Genomic DNA, 17,660 nt, shown 5'->3' on the forward strand with positions numbered 1-17,660 from the left:
AAACGCACAGGGCGCGGTCACTGCCGCGCCCGCGGTGGATGTCAGAAGCTGAAATCGACTTTGGTCCAGACGGTCCGGCCGGGCTCGTTGACCGGTTGAAGGTCGCTGGCCGGGTAGCCGAAACCGGCGTTGCCTGCCAGGTTCAGGTGTTCGGCGTAGGTCTTGTCGAACAGATTGTCGACCCCGGCGCTGAGTTTCAGATTTTTACTGACCTTGTACGCGCCGTTGAGCGAGAACACCCCAAACCCTGCACTGGCGTCATAGTCCTTGCCGACCACATTGCCCTGGTTGAAGGCGATGCGGTTCTGCGCCGCGACCAGCCGCCAGAGCGCACCTGCACTCCATGCATCGCGGCTGTACGTCAGGCCCAGGCGGCTTTCCAGGGGCGGCATCTGGGGCAGCGCCTTGCCGTCGCTGCTGTTCTTGCCCCAGGCGTAGGCCAGCGTGGCATCGGCCTTCCAGGTATCGCTCAGCGAGTAGGCCGCACCCACCTCGCCACCCATTATGCGGGCGTCGATGTTCTGCGCCTTTGAAGCCCCCATGCCCATCATGCCGGTGCGGTAGTCGAACAAAATGTAGTCGCGGATCTGACCGACATAGCCCGAAGCCCAGGCTTCCAGCCGTTCGCTACGGTACTGGACACCAAAGTCGAGCTGGGTCGTTTTCTCGGGCTTGATGCCGTCGAAGGCATTGACCGACCCGGTGGGCGCCGTCTTCGGCGAAAACAGCTCCCAGTAGTCCGGGAAGCGCTGGGCGTGCCCAAGGCCGATGTAAGCCGTTGCCGGCAGGGCTGCCATGTCGTGTTCATAGCGCACGAAGCCGCTGGGCAGCGTATCGGCGCGGGTGTCGTTGCGGGTCGGACTGGCCTGACGCAGATCCCGCGCAGACGCGCGGTCCAGGCGGGCACCGGTGATGACCCGGTCGTCGCCGCTGAGCGACCAGGTCAGCTCGCCGAACACGCCGTAATTGTGGAAATCGGCATCCTTGGTCCAGGCCTGGCCTTTGTGCGCGTCTACGCCCATGCCGCCGCGCTGGCGATGCGCGTTGGTCTGCGCGTCGATACCGCTGATCAACTGCACATCGGCCCAGCGCCAGGTCGCCTTGATGCGTGCGCCCATCGTGCGGCGGTCGACGTTGCTGACCATTGGCATGCCCATCATGCCGCTGCCAGAGGGTGTGCGCAGGCTGTAGTTGTCCATTACATGGTCGGCATAGTTGTAATAAGCCTGGGCTTCGAGCTTGTCGAGGACCTCGCCCAGGTTGGACTTTTCAAAGCGCAGGCCCAGGCTTTCACGCTTGAACTGCGAACCGTCCATGCCCCGACCGGCATAGCGCGCCTCCCCATCGCCCTTGCCCGCGGTGAGTTCGAGCAATGTATCGGCATCGGGCGTCCAGCCCAAGGCGACATCGCCGTTCCACTTTTCCCAGCGCGACGGTACCGAATCGCCAGCCCCGTCGTGGTAGTCATCAGCGCGCGACTGATTGCCGACGAAACGGGCATAGGCCTGGCTGTTGCCGGCAGCAGCGTCCAGCACCTTGTCGAAGCGGCCATTGGAGCCGGTGAGCAGGCTGGCATTGACGCGGCTGCCAAGGGTACCGAATGCCTCGGGATCACGCTCGAACAGGACAGTGCCTGCCGAGCCGCCCGGCCCCCAGATCACGCTCTGTGGGCCCTTGATCACGGTCAGTCGGTCGTAGGTTTCCGGGGCGATGTACGAGGTTGGGGCATCCATGCGGTTAGGGCAGGCGCCCAGCATCAGCCCGCCATTGGTGAGGATGTTCAGCCGCGAGCCGAACATGCCGCGCAGTACTGGGTCGCCGTTGGTGCCTCCGGCACGAATGGCCGAAAAACCGGGGATGGTTTTTAGGTAATCGGCACCGTCACTGGCCGGCACGGGCTGGCGAGGGTCCTTGGGGTTGGTGACCACGGTCAGTGGCGAACTGGGGGCGATGGCGGTGATCACCGTAGGGCCGAGTTCAGGTGCATCGGATGAATGGGCAAGGTGCCCAGGGTCTGCCGCCAGTGCGACAGGCGTCAACAACGAGCCACACAGGGCGGCGATGGTCCCGCGCAGGGACAAAAGAAGGGTGCAGCCGGACATAAGGATTCCAGTCGATCAGTCGTGAGAAGACGCGAAGCGATCAGGCTTCGCGCGCAAACGGGTCAAACACTGATCGATGCAGGCGGCGCGCGGCTGCGGGCGCCGGGGAAGACGGCCTGCCTGGCATGCCCGTGGCGCGTGGCAGGCTGAAGGTGGACTTGAGGCAGGGCGGCTGCCAGGTTGAGCGGGCTGAGCGCCTGGGGCAATGCAGGGCAGTTGAACAACAGGCTGCAATAGCCGCACTTCTCCCACATCACATGAAGCTGGCCGTCCTGGCTCGGGCCGTGATGAGCGTCGCCATGCTGATGAGCAGCCGGCATCGGCATGTCCATCGGCATGGCCATGCCGCCGCCGTGGTGATCCATGGGCATCGACTGGGAAACCAGCGGCCCGATGAAAATCATCCACATGGCGAACAGGCTCAGCCATCCGCCACCGGCGCGCCTGCGATCAGGGCGGGTGGTACGGGGCTGGCGGTGTGGCAGCGAGCGCATCACGCCCTGTCAGCGCCAATCAGTGCTGATGGGCCTGCGGCTGGCCGGTCGGCGGTGCTTTCTGCACCGCCACTTGCACGGTGACGGGGCCAGCTTTCTCGAAGCGAAGGGTCAGCGGGAAACGCTGGCCATCGGTCAGCAGGCTGCGATCCTTGGGCTGCATGAGCATCACATGGTAAGCGCTGGGCGCGAACACCAGATCCTTGCCTGCAGGCACTACTACGTTTGGCACTTGCTGCATGCGCATGGCACCGGCCGCGCTCATGGCGTGCGCATGCAACTGGGTGTCATCGCTGATAGGGGATTCGGCGCTCAGCAGGCGGTCATCGGTGTTGCCATTGTTGTGCACCACGAAATACGCGGCGACGTTGGGGGCATTGGGCGGCAGCTGCAAAGACCAGGGATGAGCGATATGCAGGTCGCCCACGGTGTATTCGTGAGCATGGGCGAAGACGGCGGGCAGCAGGAGGGCGGCCACGGCAAGGGCGTGCTTGAGCATGATGGATGTCCCGATGAAATGAGGTTCAGGCAGACAGCGAGAAACACTCAGGCAAGCGGGGAGGCACGGGGATTGAGCGCGGGCCGGAGCTGGCGCGGCGTAGGCGTGGGTGGCGCATCCAACGACAGTGGGCCGGCAAGACGCACAGGCGGGGCATGCAGTTGTAACGCTTGGCCGCCTGATGCGAGCGGCGGCGCAGCACCCAGGCAGCACCAGCAGTGCATCGTGCTGGCGCTGTCATCGCTTTGCGGACCCAGGTCGATCTTGGCCAGGGCCTGCACATCGACCTTGGCTTTGTTGGCCATGCTGGAACAGAACGCCCCCCACAGCAGTTGCTCTGCCGGGCCTTTGGGCGCAGCAGAGGACAACGGCATGGCCAGCAGGTTGAACAGCACCGCTAGGCAGGCTATCCAGGCGATGTGCCGACGTGGGGGCATGGAGAGATCCGGTCAGGAATCGTGGCGACTATTGTACGGCCGAGTATAAGCAAATTTGGCGGGGTGCGGTGACGTGACGCAGGTGGCGTGCATGGCGGCTGGCTTCGCGATGCTCTGGCACCGCGAAGCCGTTCAGGTTCAGGCCTTGTGGCGGCCCATCAGGCCGCGTACGGTTTCCTGCAGGTCGGCCGGCAGTACCACCACCTTGGCGTTAGTGCTGCTCGCCAGGTTTTCCATGGCGCCAACGTAGCGCTCACCGAGCAGGTACATGGCCGGGACGGTTTCGTTGCCGACCGCTTCGGTGACCAGCGAGATGGCCCGCGCCGAAGCTTCGGCCAGGCTGATCTGCGCCTCGGCATCCAGCCGGGCGGCTTGCAGGCGCGCTTCGGCTTCGAGTACTGCCGCCTGCTTGGCGCCTTCGGCACGGGTGACGTCGGCCTTGCGCTCCCGCTCGGCGGCCGCCTGGCGCTCCATGGCCAGTTGCATGTTCTGGGACGGCTTGATGTCCTGGATTTCTACCGAGCGTACGGTTACGCCCCAGTCCTCGGTCTGCTCGGACATGGCCTCGCGCAGGCGCGCTTTGATCTGTTCGCGGCTGGAGAGGGCTTCGTCCAGGTCCATGGCGCCGACGATGGCGCGCAGGGATGTCATGGTCAGGCTGGTGACGGCAAAGGCATAGTTCTGCACGCCATAGGACGCCTTCTGCGGGTCGATGACCTTGGCGAAGCACAGGGCGTTGGCGACGATGACGGCGTTGTCGCGGGTGATGATTTCCTGTTCCTGCACGTCGAGGATGATGTCCTTGGTCGGCAGGCGATAGGCGACTACGTCCATGTAGGGGATGACGACGTTGAGGCCAGGCTTGAGGGTGGTGTGGTAGCGGCCCAGGCGCTCGACGATCCATTCCTCGCCCTGGGGGACAATGCGCACCCCCTTGAACACGGTGATCAGTACGAACAGGGCGATGGCGCCGACGACGATGAGGCTGGTCATGATGACAAATTCCTTTTTTACGGATTCAGGCCCGCATGACGCGGGCGGTATTTCCTTCGACGGCGATCAGGCGTACCCGCTCGCCTGCCGGGATGGTGGTATCGGCAATGCAGGTCCACTCCTCGTTGCCCAATACGGGCTTCTGGAAGCGCACCCGGCCTTTCTGGAACTCGGACACACCTGTGGTCAGCAAGCCGACCTCGCCGATCACGCTGGCGGCGGTCCAGCGCTCATCGGGCTGCTTGCGGCGAAACACCTTGAACCACAGCAGGGTAGTCAGCGATGACAGCACGACCCAGAGCAGCCCTTGCATGGCCAGTTCCAGGCCTGGAAACGCCAGGGAAACCAAGGCCACCAGCACGGCGCCGATACCGAACCAGAGGATGAAGAACGTAGGCAAGACCAGCTCGAGCAACGTCAGCGCGATGCCGAACACCAACCAGATCCACCATTGCAATTCCATATCAGGCACGTCTTCCGAGGGGGGCGCCCGAGTTTAAGGCAGGACTGCGACACATGGCCACTTGCGGGCGCTCGGAAAAAGCCTAAGGGTGTGTAGGAGTCCAACCCCACTAGGCGCGATGCAAGGGGCTTTCGCCACTAAGCAAACAAGGCCGCTACCAGTTCCGGCAGGGCATGGAACGTCCGATCGGTGATCGGCAATGTCGGGCGCTTGAGAATGAACACCGGCAGACCCAGCGCGCGGGCTACCTCCAGCTTGGGTTCGGTGGCGACGCTGCCGCTGTTCTTGCTGATCAGAACGTCGATGCGCCGGTCGATGAACAGCGCACGTTCCTGGTCCAGGTCGAAAGGCCCGCGTGCACCGATCACCTCGCAGCGCGCATTGCCAGGGCAGGCCTGCAAGGCGCGCAGGGTCCAGAACTGGCCATCCGGGATGGCGTCCAGGTGTTGCAGGGGTTCCCGACCCAGGGTGAACAGCGGTCGGGCATAAGGCCCAATGCCCTGCATCAGCGCCGGCCAGTCTTCCACTTCTCGCCAGTCATCCCCCGCTTGTGCCTGCCAGGCTGGACGGTGCAGGGCCCAGCAAGGAATCCCGACACGCTGCGCGGCGCTGGCCGCGTTGGCGCTGATACGGGCGGCATAGGGGTGGGTGGCATCGACCAGCAGTGTGATGCCGTTTTCACGCAGGTACTGGGCCAGCCCCTCGGTCCCTCCGAAGCCGCCCACGCGTACCTGGCACTGCAGGTCGTCGGGCACCCGGCCGATGCCGGCCAGGCTGTAGATGTGGTCTGGGCCCAGCAGGCGCGCGATGGCCAGCGCCTCGGTAATGCCGCCGAGCAACAGAATGCGCGCGTTCATGGCTGACCCGCCCGGCCGACGATGCCGCCCTGGCGGTCGATGGCGACCACCTCGACGCTGACCTGCGCCGGCACGACGCTGCGGGCGAAGGCGAGGGCATGCTGGCACACGGCATCACCCAACTGCACACCCGCGCTATGGGCCAGCGCCAGGGCTTGCTGGCTGGTGTTGGCGGCCACGATGGCTGCCTGAAGCGCCGGATCGGCCCCGCCTGCCGCCGCCCAGCCCGCCAACTGTGGCAGGTCGATGCTCGAATGACGGCTGTGCAGGTCCATGTGCCCGGCGGCGAGCTTGCTGATCTTGCCAAAGCCTCCGCACAGGGTCAGGCGGGGCACTGGGACCTTGCGCAGGTGCTTGAGTACCGCGCCCACGAAGTCGCCCATCTCGATCAGGGCGATTTCCGGCAGCCCGTAGACACGACGCATGGTGTCCTCACTGGCGTTGCCGGTGCACGCGGCGATGTGGGTGTAGCCGTTGGTGTGTGCCACATCGATCCCTTGATGGATGGAGGCAATGTAGGCTGCGCAGGAGAAGGGGCGGACGATTCCGCTGGTGCCCAGGATCGACAGGCCGCCGAGGATGCCCAGGCGTGGGTTCATGGTCTTGAGCGCCAGGGCTTCACCGTCCCGCACGTTGAGGGTGACCTCGAACCCGCCGGTGTAGCCGCATTCGACGGCCAGGCCCTGCAGGTGGTCCGTGATCATGCGCCGTGGCACCGGGTTGATGGCCGGTTCGCCCACTGCCAGAACCAGCCCCGGCCGGGTCACGGTGCCCACGCCTGCGCCCGCGACGAAGTGCACACCGGGCTGGGCACGCAGGCGTACCTGGCTGAACAGCAGTGCACCGTGGGTCACGTCCGGGTCGTCGCCGGCGTCCTTGAGGGTGCCTGCTTCGGCGTAATCGTCGACCAGCCGGCAGAACTCAAGGCGCATCTGCACCACCTTGCCCTTGGGCAGGGTGATGCTCACCGCGTCGCTGTCTGCACCGGTGAGCAGCAGACGCGCTGCCGCCAGGCTGGTCGCGGTGGCGCAGCTGCCAGTGGTCAGGCCACTGCGCAGCGGGGCGGCCTGTTCGCGGGTTTCTTCACGCATCGGCCGGCTTGACCACGTCGAGCAAGGTGATGGGCAATGCTTGGCGCCAGGTATCGAAGGCACCCAGGGGCTGGGCATGGGCAACATGGATGCGGGTCAGTTCGCCGCCGTGCTGCTCCTTGAAGTGGGCCAGGGCCAGTTCGCTTTGTACCGTCACGGCGTTGGCCACCAGCCGTCCGCCTGGGCGCAAGCTGGACCAGCAGTGCGCTAGAACCCCTGGACGGGTGACTCCGCCTCCAATGAACACCGCATGCGGGGGTTCCAGCCCGTCCAGTGCCATGGGGGCCTTGCCGCGCACCAGATGCAGACCAGGCACGCCCAAGGCATCGCGGTTGTACTCGATCAACCCCTGACGGCCCTCGTCGGCCTCGATGGCCACGGCGCGGCATGCCGGGTGTGCACGCATCCATTCGATGCCGATCGAGCCGCAGCCCGCGCCCACGTCCCAAAGCAGTTGCCCAGGCTCCGGGGCCAGCCGGCCCAGGGTGATGGCGCGCACATCGCGCTTGGTCAGTTGGCCGTCATGCCGGTAGGCGTCATCGGGCAGGCCTGCCAGACGGTGCAGGCGCGGCGCTTCGGGCGCTGCCACGCATTCGATGGCCACCAGGTTGAGCGCGGCCGTTTGCCCGTGCTGCCACGTAGATGCATGCCCGTGCAACTGGCCCTGAGCCTCGCCACCCAGGTGTTCGAAGACCCACAGGCGGCTGGGGCCGAAACCCCGTTCGCGTAACAACGCTGCAATTGCCGCCGGGCTGTCTCCATCGTTGCTCAATACCAGCAGACGCAGCCCACCATGCAGGTGCGCGTTGAGTGCGGCCAGAGGCCTTGCCACCAGCGACACCACCTGCACGTCCTGCAGCGCCCAACCCAGGCGCGCAGCCGCCAGGGCGCACGAGGAGGGCATCGACAGCACCTGCATCTCGTGGGCAGGCACCTGGCGCGCCAGGCTGGCGCCCACCCCATAGAACATCGGGTCGCCACTGGCCAGCACGCACACAGGCGCGCCACGCAGCGCAAGCACGGGCGCGAGCGAAAAAGGGCTCGGCCAGTGCAGCCGTTCGCCGGTCACGCAACGCGGCAGCAGGGCCAGCTGGCGGGGGCTGCCGAAAATCCGCGCGCCACTGAGCAGCGCTCGGCGAGCTTGTTTGCCCAGACCGCTGAAACCGTCTTCGCCGATGCCTACTACCGTCAGCCAGGGTGCCATTGATACCTCTAGAATTCGCGCGTGTGCAGCACGCCCAATTGTGCCTTTACCCGAAAGATGCTCGACCACCGGCTTTTCATGCGGGCGGCCAAAGCAGGCATAATACCGCGCCTTCTCCACTCAAGCGCAGTTTCACGGATTGCCGGACACCTCAGCGATGCCACCTCACGCTTCCTACAGTTCGCCTCGCCCCTCGGCTTGCCCGGGGTTGTGGCGTATCGTCAGCGCCCTGGATGGCGGCATCTGCCGGATCAAGCTGCCGGGCGGGGTGTTGCTGGCCCAGCAGGCCGAGGCCGTCGCCAGCGCCGCCGAGCGCTTCGCAGGCGGTGTGATCGAGGCCACCAACCGGGGCAACCTGCAGATCCGTGGCGTGGGGCCTGATCACCCGGGCCTGGTAGCGGCGCTGCTCGCCGCTGGGCTGGGCCCGCGTGAAGCGGCCGGCGACGATGTTCGCAACCTGATGCTCAGCCCCCTGGCCGGGCTTGACCCAGCGGGGGTGCTGGACGTCAGGCCGCTGGCAGGGCAGATCCTCGACCTGCTCGAGGGCACGCCACGCTTTCACGCGTTGTCGGCCAAGTTCGCCCTTCAGCTCGATGCTGGTGAACGCCTGGCCATGCTCCATCACCCGCACGACCTGTGGCTTTCGGTGCTTGAGCTTGAGCAGCGGCCCTGGCTCGCATTCGGCCTGGCCGGCAGCCTTGGTGAGGGTGACGTACTGGGTGCGGTGCCGTTCAGCCAAGGCCTGACCCTGGTGCGCGCCGTGCTCGAACGTTTTCTGGACCTGGCCACCCCAACCCAGTCGCGCATGCGGCATGTGCTGCAGGCCTGCACGGCAGCCGATTTCATCGGTGGGCTTGGCGTGGCGTTGCGCCAAGACCCCGCCGTGCTGGGCTGGCGCCGACCGGTTCGCCCGGTGACGTGGCTGGGGGCACTGCCTCAGCGGCGTGGGGTTGCGCTGGGCGTGGCCCCGCCACTGGGGCGGCTCACCCCGGCCATGCTGCGTGAGGCGGCGCGTGTCGCGCGTGAACAGGGCGACAGCAGCCTGCGCTTGACCCCCTGGCAGAGCCTGGTGCTGCCCAACCTGGCGCCCAGCGGCCTCGACCAGGCGCAGCGCAGCCTGATGACGGTCGGGCTGCTCTGCCACGCGGCCGAGCCCCTGGTGCGCATCAGCGCCTGCACCGGCGCCAGCGGCTGTGCCAAGGCCTTGAGCGAGACGAAGGCCGACGCCGTGGCATTGGCCGCATTATTGGGCCCCGGGGCGCCTGCCAGCGTGCATCTTACTGGCTGCCCCCGGTCCTGTGCCCTGGCCCACACCGCCCCGGCCACGCTGCTGGCCTGCGCGCCCGGGCGCTACGATCTTTACCAGCGTGATCCCCGCCTGTCGGGGTTCGGCGCCCTGCGCGCCACTGACATTACCTTGAATGAAGCAGGCGCCATGCTCGACCTGCCGACGGAGCACCTTGATGATTGACTACATCCGCGATGGTCAGGAGATCTATCGCAATTCCTTCCGGATCATTCGTGAGGAAGCCCGACTTGAGCGGATTCCCGCAGACCTCGAAAAGCTTGCGGTGCGCGTGATCCATGCCTGCGGCATGGTCGATGCGATCGATGGCCTGCAATTCTCCGAAGGCGCCGGCCAGGCGGGCCGCCAGGCCTTGCTACGTGGCGCACCGATCCTGTGCGATGCGCACATGGTCGCCGAGGGCATCACCCGGGCACGACTGCCGGCGAACAACCCGGTGATCTGCACCTTGCGCGACCCGAGCGTACCGGACCTTGCCAAGGCCGCTGGCAACACCCGCTCCGCCGTTGCCCTGGAGCTGTGGCGCCCACACCTTGAAGGCAGCGTGGTGGTGATCGGCAACGCGCCGACGGCGTTGTTCTACCTGTTGGAAATGCTCGATGCCGGCGCGCCGCGTCCAGCGCTCATCCTGGGGTTTCCCGTCGGCTTCGTTGGCGCTGCCGAATCCAAGGCCATGCTGGCGGCCGACAGCCGTGGCGTGCCCTTCGTGATCATGCAGGGGCGGCTGGGCGGTAGTGCCATGGCCGCCGCGGCCGTGAATGCCCTGGCCACGGAGGTGGAGTGATGGCCCCGCGTGGACGCCTGATCGGCCTTGGCGTAGGACCGGGTGACCCTGAACTGATCACGCTCAAAGCCCTGCGCCTGCTGCGCGAGTCGCCCGTGGTCGGCTACTTCGTCGCCAAGGGCAAGCGCGGCAACGCATTCGGCATCATCGAAGCGCACCTGCAACCCGAGCAGACGTTGCTGCCGCTGGTCTATCCGGTGACCACCGAATCCTTGCCCGCCCCCCTGTCCTACGAGCAGGTGATCAGCGATTTCTATGACGAAGCCAGCGTACAGGTGGCCGAGCATCTGGACGCAGGGCGTAATGTGGCGGTGATCTGCGAGGGTGACCCGTTCTTCTATGGCTCCTACATGTACCTGCACGACCGCCTGGCACAGCGCTATGAAGCGCAGGTGATTCCTGGCGTGTGCTCCATGCTCGGTGGAGCCTCGGTGCTGGGTGCACCGCTGGTCTATCGCAACCAGAGCCTGTCGGTGCTCTCTGGCGTCTTGCCGGCCGAAGACCTCAAGCGCCGCCTGGCCGACGCCGATGCGGCCGTCATCATGAAACTGGGGCGCAATTTCCCCAAGGTGCGGCAGGTGCTCGGTGAGCTGGGCCTGCACGCGCGTGCGCTGTATGTGGAACGCGCCACCATGGCCAACCAGAAAATCGTACCGCTGGACCAGGTTGACCCACAGTCCTCGCCGTATTTTTCGCTGATCATCGTGCCGGGGGAAAAATGGCAGGGCTGAACACGCAGGTAGCACCGGCCATCGTCATCCTGGGACAGGGCAGCCTGGCCACTGCCCGTTGCCTTCAGCAGGTCTACGCCCAGGCCACGATTCACGGCCTGCAAGGGCGCGTTCAGGGTGCAGACCAGGATTACAACGCCTTTGGCGATCTGCTGCGCAGCCTTTACCAGCGCGGTACGCCAATCATCGCCTTGTGCGCTGCGGGTATCGTGATCCGCAGCCTGGCCAGCCTGTTGGGGGAGAAGGGCAGCGAGCCGCCGGTGCTGGCCGTGGCAGAAGACGGCAGCGCCGTGGTGCCCCTGCTCGGTGGCCTCAGTGGCGTCAACCAGATGGCACGGGACATGGCCTCGGCGCTGGGTGTGTCAGCGGCCATCACCACCAGCGGCGAGTTGCGCTTTGGTACGTGCCTGCTCAACCCGCCCCAGGGTTACGCCTTGGCGGACCTGGAACAAGGCAAGCGCTTCGTTTCCGACCTGCTGGCCGGGGAGCCGGTTCGCATCGAGGGTCAGGCGCCGTGGCTGGCGCAGGCACAGTTGCCTGCCAGTGATGCCGCGCAGCGCACCATCCATGTAGGCCATCTGGCGCGTCCCGCCAGCCGAGACGAGCTGTTGATTCATCCCCGCTCCGTCGTGGTCGGTGTCGCAAGCGGCGATTTGCAGATGATTCGTGACGCGCTGCAGCAGGCCGGTATTGCGCAGGCGTCACTGGCCTGCGTGCTGGCCGATGAGCGGGCCATGTCGGACACCCGGTTGCAGGCTGCCGCGCAGGCGCTGGGTGTCGAATTGCGCTTTGCCGCAAGGCCCGACGATGTGGCTGGCATGGTGGGCGCTGCACTGCCCGATGCGCGGTTGCAGTGCCAGGGTGAGGTGGTCATCGCCGTGGCACCTGCGCCGATCGAAGTGGCTCAGGTTGGCCGTCGCCGCGGGCGGCTGGCGGTCATCGGTCTGGGGCCAGGCGCAGCGGAGCTGATGGTGCCAGCGGTCAAGGCTGAGCTGGCCCGGGCCGAGGATGTGCTGGGCTACGAAACCTATGTACGAATGGCAGGGCCGTTCCGGGACGATCAGGTGCTGCACTGCACCGACAACCGTGAGGAGATGCAGCGCGCCCGGCACGCATTCGAACTGGCCGCGCGTGGCCGTTCGGTGGTGGTGGTGTCATCGGGGGACCCAGGCGTATTCGCCATGGCCGCTGCGGTGCTCGAGGCGTTGCACGCGTCCACGGACGCTGCCTGGCACGCTGTCGACCTGGAGATACTGCCTGGTGTATCGGCCTCCTTGGCAACGGCTGCACAGGCTGGCGCGCCGCTGGGGCATGACTTCTGCGTGATGTCGCTGTCGGACAATCTCAAGCCCTGGTCGATCATCGAGAAACGCCTGGACCTCGCTGCCCAGGCCGATCTGGTGCTGGCCTTCTACAACCCGATTTCCAAAGCACGGCCGCACCAACTTGGGACCGCGCTGGACGTCGTACGCCGGCACCGTGGTGCTGATACACCTGTAGTCCTTGGCCGTGACATTGGTAGGCCGGGGCAGACTTTGCGCGTCGTCTCTTTGGCCCAACTGGTGCCAGAAATGGTCGATATGCGCACCATGGTGCTGGTGGGCTCATCGACCACGTGCACGTTCGAACGCCCAAATGGTGGGCAGTGGGTCTACACGCCGCGGTGGTATGGCGCCAAGCCCTGAAGCACGGTAGCTCGATCCGAGGGGGAAGCGTTTCGGCGCAGGATGAGCAGCGTCGAGCGGTTAGGTTCAAGGCCGAAGCCACCTGGTTTCGACCGGACCTAACTGGAGCCTTTGACATGACCACCAACAAAGAAAACCTTGAACTGCAAGTTTTGCCTGACATGAACCTGTTCGTGTTCCCCGACACCATGAGCGAGGCCAACCGTACTGCGGCCAAGGCCTGCCACGCCCTGGCTACCCAAGGCGCCAACAAGCAGCACCACCCGATCCAGGAAACCCAGGCCTGGTTCAACCAGTACGTGTTCCTGATGTCGAAGATGGGCTGGACACCCACGCGCGTTGATGTTCAGCGCATTACCCAGAGCGACAGGCACCTGGAAATCAGCAACCTGGTTGGCAAGGGGCTGCAAGCTGCCTATGGCGCCTTTACTGGTGACGTGGCCTCGGCGCTGGAAGGGTTGGGCAAGACCGTCGTTTCCGCACTGGCTGCCAGCACCAAGAATGTCGAACTGCTGGACCGCAAGTCCGTGGAGGATGACCGCAACAGCCTGAGCCTGAACAAGTGTGAGCAGACCGGTGCTGGCCAGGTCGCCATGATGGTGAGCGCAGTCCAGACCGATGCCAAGCCTGACAAGAAAGCCAACTACCTGTTGGCCAAATGGGAGAGCAGCGGCACCACCAACTATGCCTGCGGTGCCGTGCTGAACCTTGATCAGCGCCAGTACGAGAAAGTACGCGCCGTTGTTGAAACCAAGCTCGACGACAACGCCCTGGAAGTGTTGCTGGCCCTCGAAATCTAACCTGTCGGTATGGCTCACCGGAGCCTTGGCTTCGGTGAGCCTGGAGGGTGCATCAATGTCAAATAACTACAGCGTGTGGCGCAATGGCAACAGCCTGGTGCTCGTCGACAAGACCATCAGCGAGTCCTGCAGGCTCGACATGCTCAATATCCAGCTGGCGGCCTACCTCGCCGCGTGCAATGGCGGGGTCTCAGGGGTTGATGGGGACAGCTGGCTCAAGGAATACATACGTGTGCAGAGCGGTTTCGGCTGCACGCTAGCCACGCTACGGTCGCAAACGACACCCATGGTGCCGGTTGCCGCTTTCAGGCCTTGGACCATGCTTTGCGACAGCCTTCTCCAGGCTACGCCTCACCACCTTCGCGAAGCTGTCGCGCAGTGTCTGGAAGCCTGCGCAAGCAATGAAACATGTGATAACCGGATAGGGGGGCGCTGTGACCTTGGCGAACCCCTTGGCGACACCTGCCTGAACCACGCGCATGCCGAGGTTCGGCTGGTGCTGCCTGACTATTCCATCATCAGCACTCAATTGAACCTTGGAAGTCGAGCGCCGCTTGATACTGACTGGCTCTGGCAATCGTTCGACCCTCCGGCGGTGCCGGCCTGCTGGCAGTTCCAAGGGCAGTATTTGATCGATTCCAGGCGTATGAACCTCATCGGGCCGGGGCTTGCAAAAAAACTTCAGGCCAAGCTCGCCCTTCATCGCAGCGAAATCAGCGTGCAGGAGCCGAACCATGACTAACACCGACGCATCATCGATCGCCGGCCAGCTGGTACACAGCAGTGTGCTGGTCTTTTTGCCAGGCGTATGCCCGCAAGCACGTTCAGACATACTGCTGGCCAACGCCTTTGCTCAGCAGGTGGCATGGGGGGATTTGAAAGACGGTCTCGAACCTGACTGGTTCAGGAATTACTGGCGCAACCTCGCTGCCCTGGGCTTCGATGGCAAGCTGGCGCCAGCAGGGCGGCGGCCGGGGCCTGACCGGGGCAGCCTCGCTGCGCAGGCAATCGAGCATATCAGCCAAGCGGGCTCTGCCCGTCTGGGCGAAGCGGCCAACCAGGCGCTGGAGGCCTTACGTCGTGATGACAAGGCTCTGAGACTGTTCAGCAGCCATTCGATCGTGGGCACTCAAGCGCGTGTGCAGTTATTGCCCTGCGCCCAGCAGTCCAATGGCTTCATCGACATGGTGCTGCTGCACATGGATGTCTCGATGGAAAAAAGCGCCAGCGACTTCCTGTTCAAGGGCGCGAGCAACGGAATCAGTGTGAGAGACCTGCGACTGGAAGTGATCCATTTCAATCTGCAAGGGTTTCGTGAGGGTTATCGGCGCCGGGCAGAGGCCAGTGTTGCGCGAACGGCCGAGCGCGTCATCAGGGATTTGGTGCTCTAGTTGGGCGGCGAGCTGCCGTCCGGACTCAGGCCCTGATCGGCATTGGCCGGCTGCTGGCTGGCCCAGTATTGAATCAACTCTCGCAGTTGCGACAATTCGACGGGCTTGGCCATGTGGCCGTCCATGCCGGCTTGCTTGGCGCGGTCCTTGTGCTCGGCAAGGATATGCGCGGTCAGCGCAACGACGGGCGTGTGCGCGCGCTGGTTGGCGGCTTCCCATTCGCGCAGGCGCCTGGTTGCCGAGAAACCATCCAGAACCGGCATTTCGCAATCCATGAGCACCAAGTCATAGCGCTTGGCTTTCATCGCTTCAAGAGCTTCTTCGCCGTTGGACGCGGTATCGGGCTGCAGGCTCAGCTTGCCGAGCATACCGCGGATGACCTTGGTCGAAATGGTGTTGTCCTCTGCGACCAGCACGCTGAAATGCGGGGGCAGGTCGAGCGCCTGGGGCTGGCCGGGTGCAGCCGCCGGCAGCGCCTGCTCGCGGCCGCGTTGAGCCAGTTCTTCGGCCAGGGTGGTCTTGAGTGTGTAGCCAGCCACCGGTTTGGCCAAGATCCGCTTGATCCCGGCGTTGCGCGCGATGATCTTGCTGGGCGCGTTGCTGATACCGGTCAGCATGACCACCAGAATGTCGTGATTGAGGCTGGGGTCTTCCTTGATCTTGGCGGCCAGTTGCATGCCGGTCATGCCGGGCATGTTCTGGTCCAGGAGCACCGCGTCGAAGTAATCGCGAAGATGAGCCTTGGTACGCAATAGGGCCAGGGCCTCCTTGCCCGAAGGCACTGCGCTGACATTCATGCCCCAGGCGCTGCACTGTTGGACCAGCACCTTGCGGCACGTGTCGTTGTCGTCCACCACCAGTACCCGCGCGTCGCGCAGCGGTCCGTCCAGGTCGGTCGGAGGTTGCTCGAGGCAGGCTGGGTCCAGCGGCAAGGTCAGCCACAAGGTATTGCCGGTGCCGGTGCTGCTCTTGATGCCGAATTCCCCATGCATAAGGCCAATCAGCTGCTTGGCGATCACCAGCCCCAGGTGGCCGCCCAGCCGATTGCTGGACAGGAAATGCCTGCTGTGCAGTTCTGCCTGCAACAGCGCCTCGCGATCGGCTGCCGGCAAGGGGTCGCCGCTGTCCTGTACGGCGATGCGCAAGCGGGGCACCTCGCCGCGCTGGTCCAGTGCAACGACGAGCAGGATTTCCCCCTGGTCGGTGTTCTTCAGTGCGTTTTCCATCAGGCTCGACAGCGCCTGACGCAAGCGGGTGGGGTCGCCACTGACCACGCGGGGCACCTGGGGCTGGGTGAAGCTGATCAGCTCGATGTTCTGCTGCTCGGCCTTGGCCCTGAAGATGTTCAAACAGTCTTCGATCAGCGCGTTGAGGTCGAACTGGACGTCGTCGAGTTCGATCTGGCGGGACTCGAGCTTGGAGATATCGAGTATCTCGTTGATCAATGTGAGCAACTCGTTGCCCGCGCTGTGAATGGTCTGGACGTAATCGCGCTGCTTGACCGATAACGGCGTGCCCAGCAGCAGTTCGGTCATGCCCAGCACGCCATTCATGGGAGTACGTATTTCGTGGCTGATCTTGGCCAGAAACTCGGCCTTGGCGTTGATTTCGGCGTCACTGGCTGCCAAGGCGCGGCTGACACTGAAGCGCTCTTCGTTGATACGCCGCAGCCGGTCGCTGACCGCCAGGTTCAACAGCAGCCCGCTCGCCACCGCTAGCCCCAACAGAATGCACAGCAACCAAGGCGTGGAGGTGCGGGTAAGCCCAAGCAGGGCAGGCAGCAGCACCAGCCCGCCAACGTTGAAGATGATCATCGCCAGACCGAACAAACGGGCCGGAGCGTAACCTCGGTACCAATGGTAGCTGCTGACCACCAGCATCGTGACGCTGCCCAGTGCCATCAAGGCATAGGTCATGAGATTGAGCGGCAAGGTATCGATGAACAGCAGCACGATCCCGCTCACCCCCACCAGCAGCATCTCGCCGCTCAACAGCCGGTTAAGGCGCGGCGTGTTGCGCGGTGCGAAGAAGTGCTGGGTGAAATACAGCCCAGCCAGCCCCGCCAGTACCAGCGTAAGGTACGCCGCTGGCGTCTGGGCGCTGTACCACACATGCCACCATGGGCCGCTGAGGTTCAGCAGGATCAGGCCACTGAGCAACATCAGGCCATGGTAGAACGCCAGGATCAGCGCAGTGCTCGAGCGGCTGTAGATGAAGCGAATCAGGTTATGCAGGATCAGCATCACCAGGCCACCGAACAGCATGCCGAACAGCAACGGCTGAGTCTGGTTGGCGGCGGCTCGCGCAGCAGGCTCCAGGCTGATGGCCGGGCGCAGTTGGTGTTCCGATACCAGGCGCAGGTAGATATCCAGGCCTTGCTTGCTGTTGGGCAACGGCAGCACGTGGTCGCTGCCGCGCAATGTGGGGTTGGCACTGCCGGCTTGGCGGCCGTGATGCAGGTGGCGTATCAGCTTGTCGCCTTGCAGCGCATACAGGTCCAGACCCGACAGATCAGGTGCGAAGACGCGCAGCAATTGTTCCTGCTCACCAGGCTCTAGCCGATAATGCAGCCACAGGGCCTGGTCGGGGGGCGCCGCATCGAGTTCTGCCAGCTCCAGCGGGCTGAACTGGTTGCGATAACGGTCCGAGCGCACGTCGCTCAGTTGCAGGTTGCCTTGTTCGTCGAGCAGCAGGGCCCAGCCACTGTCATGTTCCGCCATCGCGGGGAGCATGCAGATCAGGGTCAGCAAGCTGACGATCAACGCTGAGGCAATCCGGAGCCGGCGCACTACGAAATCCCTTCTTGGCCCATGTGCGGGGTGC

Annotated in this window: 17 protein-coding genes; 7 read left to right on the forward strand and 10 right to left on the reverse strand. The window is 64.7% G+C overall.

Annotated features, from left to right (window positions below; all coding sequences use genetic code 11):
- Positions 1 to 41 precede the first annotated feature (41 nt).
- The 9 genes from MOP87_RS01745 to cbiE all read right to left on the reverse strand — a co-directional run bounded on the left by MOP87_RS01745 (position 42) and on the right by cbiE (position 8,140).
- The gene (locus tag MOP87_RS01745) at positions 42 to 2,102 is read right to left on the reverse strand and encodes a TonB-dependent copper receptor (RefSeq protein ID WP_242810043.1); all 2,061 of its coding nucleotides are present in this window, start codon (positions 2,100 to 2,102) and stop codon (positions 42 to 44) included.
- A 62-nt stretch (positions 2,103 to 2,164) separates the two neighbouring features.
- Positions 2,165 to 2,596, reverse strand: coding sequence for a DUF2946 domain-containing protein (locus MOP87_RS01750; RefSeq protein WP_033736851.1), 432 nt, complete (start codon positions 2,594 to 2,596; stop codon positions 2,165 to 2,167).
- A 19-nt stretch (positions 2,597 to 2,615) separates the two neighbouring features.
- Positions 2,616 to 3,095: a copper chaperone PCu(A)C gene (locus MOP87_RS01755; RefSeq protein ID WP_027915288.1), complete on the reverse strand. Its 480-nt coding sequence runs from the start codon at positions 3,093 to 3,095 to the stop codon at positions 2,616 to 2,618.
- A gap of 47 nt (positions 3,096 to 3,142) precedes the next feature.
- Positions 3,143 to 3,532, reverse strand: a complete 390-nt coding sequence (locus MOP87_RS01760) for a DUF2946 domain-containing protein (protein WP_027915287.1) — start codon at positions 3,530 to 3,532, stop codon at positions 3,143 to 3,145.
- Positions 3,533 to 3,670: 138 nt separating this feature from the next.
- A complete protein-coding gene (locus MOP87_RS01765) occupies positions 3,671 to 4,525 on the reverse strand; it encodes an SPFH domain-containing protein (RefSeq protein ID WP_027915286.1) in 855 nt (284 codons plus the stop codon).
- Positions 4,526 to 4,550: 25 nt separating this feature from the next.
- Positions 4,551 to 4,988, reverse strand: coding sequence for an NfeD family protein (locus tag MOP87_RS01770; protein WP_027915285.1), 438 nt, complete (start codon positions 4,986 to 4,988; stop codon positions 4,551 to 4,553).
- Between the two features lie 137 nt (positions 4,989 to 5,125).
- Positions 5,126 to 5,845 (reverse strand): cobalt-precorrin-6A reductase, encoded by a 720-nt coding sequence (locus MOP87_RS01775; RefSeq protein ID WP_027915284.1) that lies wholly within the window; start codon positions 5,843 to 5,845, stop codon positions 5,126 to 5,128.
- Positions 5,842 to 6,936 (reverse strand): cobalt-precorrin-5B (C(1))-methyltransferase, encoded by a 1,095-nt coding sequence (locus MOP87_RS01780; protein WP_027915283.1) that lies wholly within the window; start codon positions 6,934 to 6,936, stop codon positions 5,842 to 5,844. Before MOP87_RS01780 ends, MOP87_RS01775 begins: the two co-directional genes overlap by 4 nt.
- On the reverse strand, positions 6,929 to 8,140 hold the full coding sequence (gene cbiE, locus MOP87_RS01785) for a precorrin-6y C5,15-methyltransferase (decarboxylating) subunit CbiE (protein ID WP_125922146.1): 1,212 nt from the start codon (positions 8,138 to 8,140) through the stop codon (positions 6,929 to 6,931). Before cbiE ends, MOP87_RS01780 begins: the two co-directional genes overlap by 8 nt.
- A gap of 157 nt (positions 8,141 to 8,297) precedes the next feature.
- Here cbiE and cobG point away from each other — a divergent pair, with 157 nt between their 5' ends.
- From cobG to MOP87_RS01820, 7 genes are all read left to right on the forward strand, one after another.
- Complete coding sequence (gene cobG, locus MOP87_RS01790) at positions 8,298 to 9,611, forward strand: precorrin-3B synthase (protein ID WP_242810044.1); 1,314 nt, start codon at positions 8,298 to 8,300, stop codon at positions 9,609 to 9,611.
- Positions 9,604 to 10,230, forward strand: coding sequence for a precorrin-8X methylmutase (locus tag MOP87_RS01795; RefSeq protein WP_027915280.1), 627 nt, complete (start codon positions 9,604 to 9,606; stop codon positions 10,228 to 10,230). Before cobG ends, MOP87_RS01795 begins: the two co-directional genes overlap by 8 nt.
- On the forward strand, positions 10,230 to 10,961 hold the full coding sequence (locus tag MOP87_RS01800) for a precorrin-2 C(20)-methyltransferase (RefSeq protein WP_242810045.1): 732 nt from the start codon (positions 10,230 to 10,232) through the stop codon (positions 10,959 to 10,961). The genes MOP87_RS01795 and MOP87_RS01800 overlap by 1 nt, the downstream gene beginning before the upstream one ends.
- Complete coding sequence (gene cobJ, locus MOP87_RS01805; RefSeq protein ID WP_028687166.1) at positions 10,949 to 12,646, forward strand: precorrin-3B C(17)-methyltransferase; 1,698 nt, start codon at positions 10,949 to 10,951, stop codon at positions 12,644 to 12,646. Before MOP87_RS01800 ends, cobJ begins: the two co-directional genes overlap by 13 nt.
- 116 nt (positions 12,647 to 12,762) lie before the next feature.
- Positions 12,763 to 13,446 carry a hypothetical protein gene (locus MOP87_RS01810; protein ID WP_027915277.1) on the forward strand — a complete coding sequence of 228 codons (684 nt, stop codon included), beginning with the start codon at positions 12,763 to 12,765 and terminating at the stop codon, positions 13,444 to 13,446.
- Between the two features lie 34 nt (positions 13,447 to 13,480).
- Positions 13,481 to 14,188: a hypothetical protein gene (locus tag MOP87_RS01815; RefSeq protein WP_146224453.1), complete on the forward strand. Its 708-nt coding sequence runs from the start codon at positions 13,481 to 13,483 to the stop codon at positions 14,186 to 14,188.
- Positions 14,181 to 14,837: a hypothetical protein gene (locus MOP87_RS01820; protein ID WP_242810046.1), complete on the forward strand. Its 657-nt coding sequence runs from the start codon at positions 14,181 to 14,183 to the stop codon at positions 14,835 to 14,837. Before MOP87_RS01815 ends, MOP87_RS01820 begins: the two co-directional genes overlap by 8 nt.
- Here the strand turns inward: MOP87_RS01820 and MOP87_RS01825 are convergent.
- Complete coding sequence (locus MOP87_RS01825; protein ID WP_242810047.1) at positions 14,834 to 17,626, reverse strand: hybrid sensor histidine kinase/response regulator; 2,793 nt, start codon at positions 17,624 to 17,626, stop codon at positions 14,834 to 14,836. The two genes, MOP87_RS01820 and MOP87_RS01825, sit on opposite strands and share 4 nt — an antisense overlap.
- Positions 17,627 to 17,660 lie beyond the last annotated feature (34 nt).

The organism is Pseudomonas sp. I3-I5, from assembly GCF_022699445.1.
In the GTDB taxonomy this organism is placed as follows: Bacteria; Pseudomonadota; Gammaproteobacteria; order Pseudomonadales; family Pseudomonadaceae; genus Aquipseudomonas; species Aquipseudomonas fulva.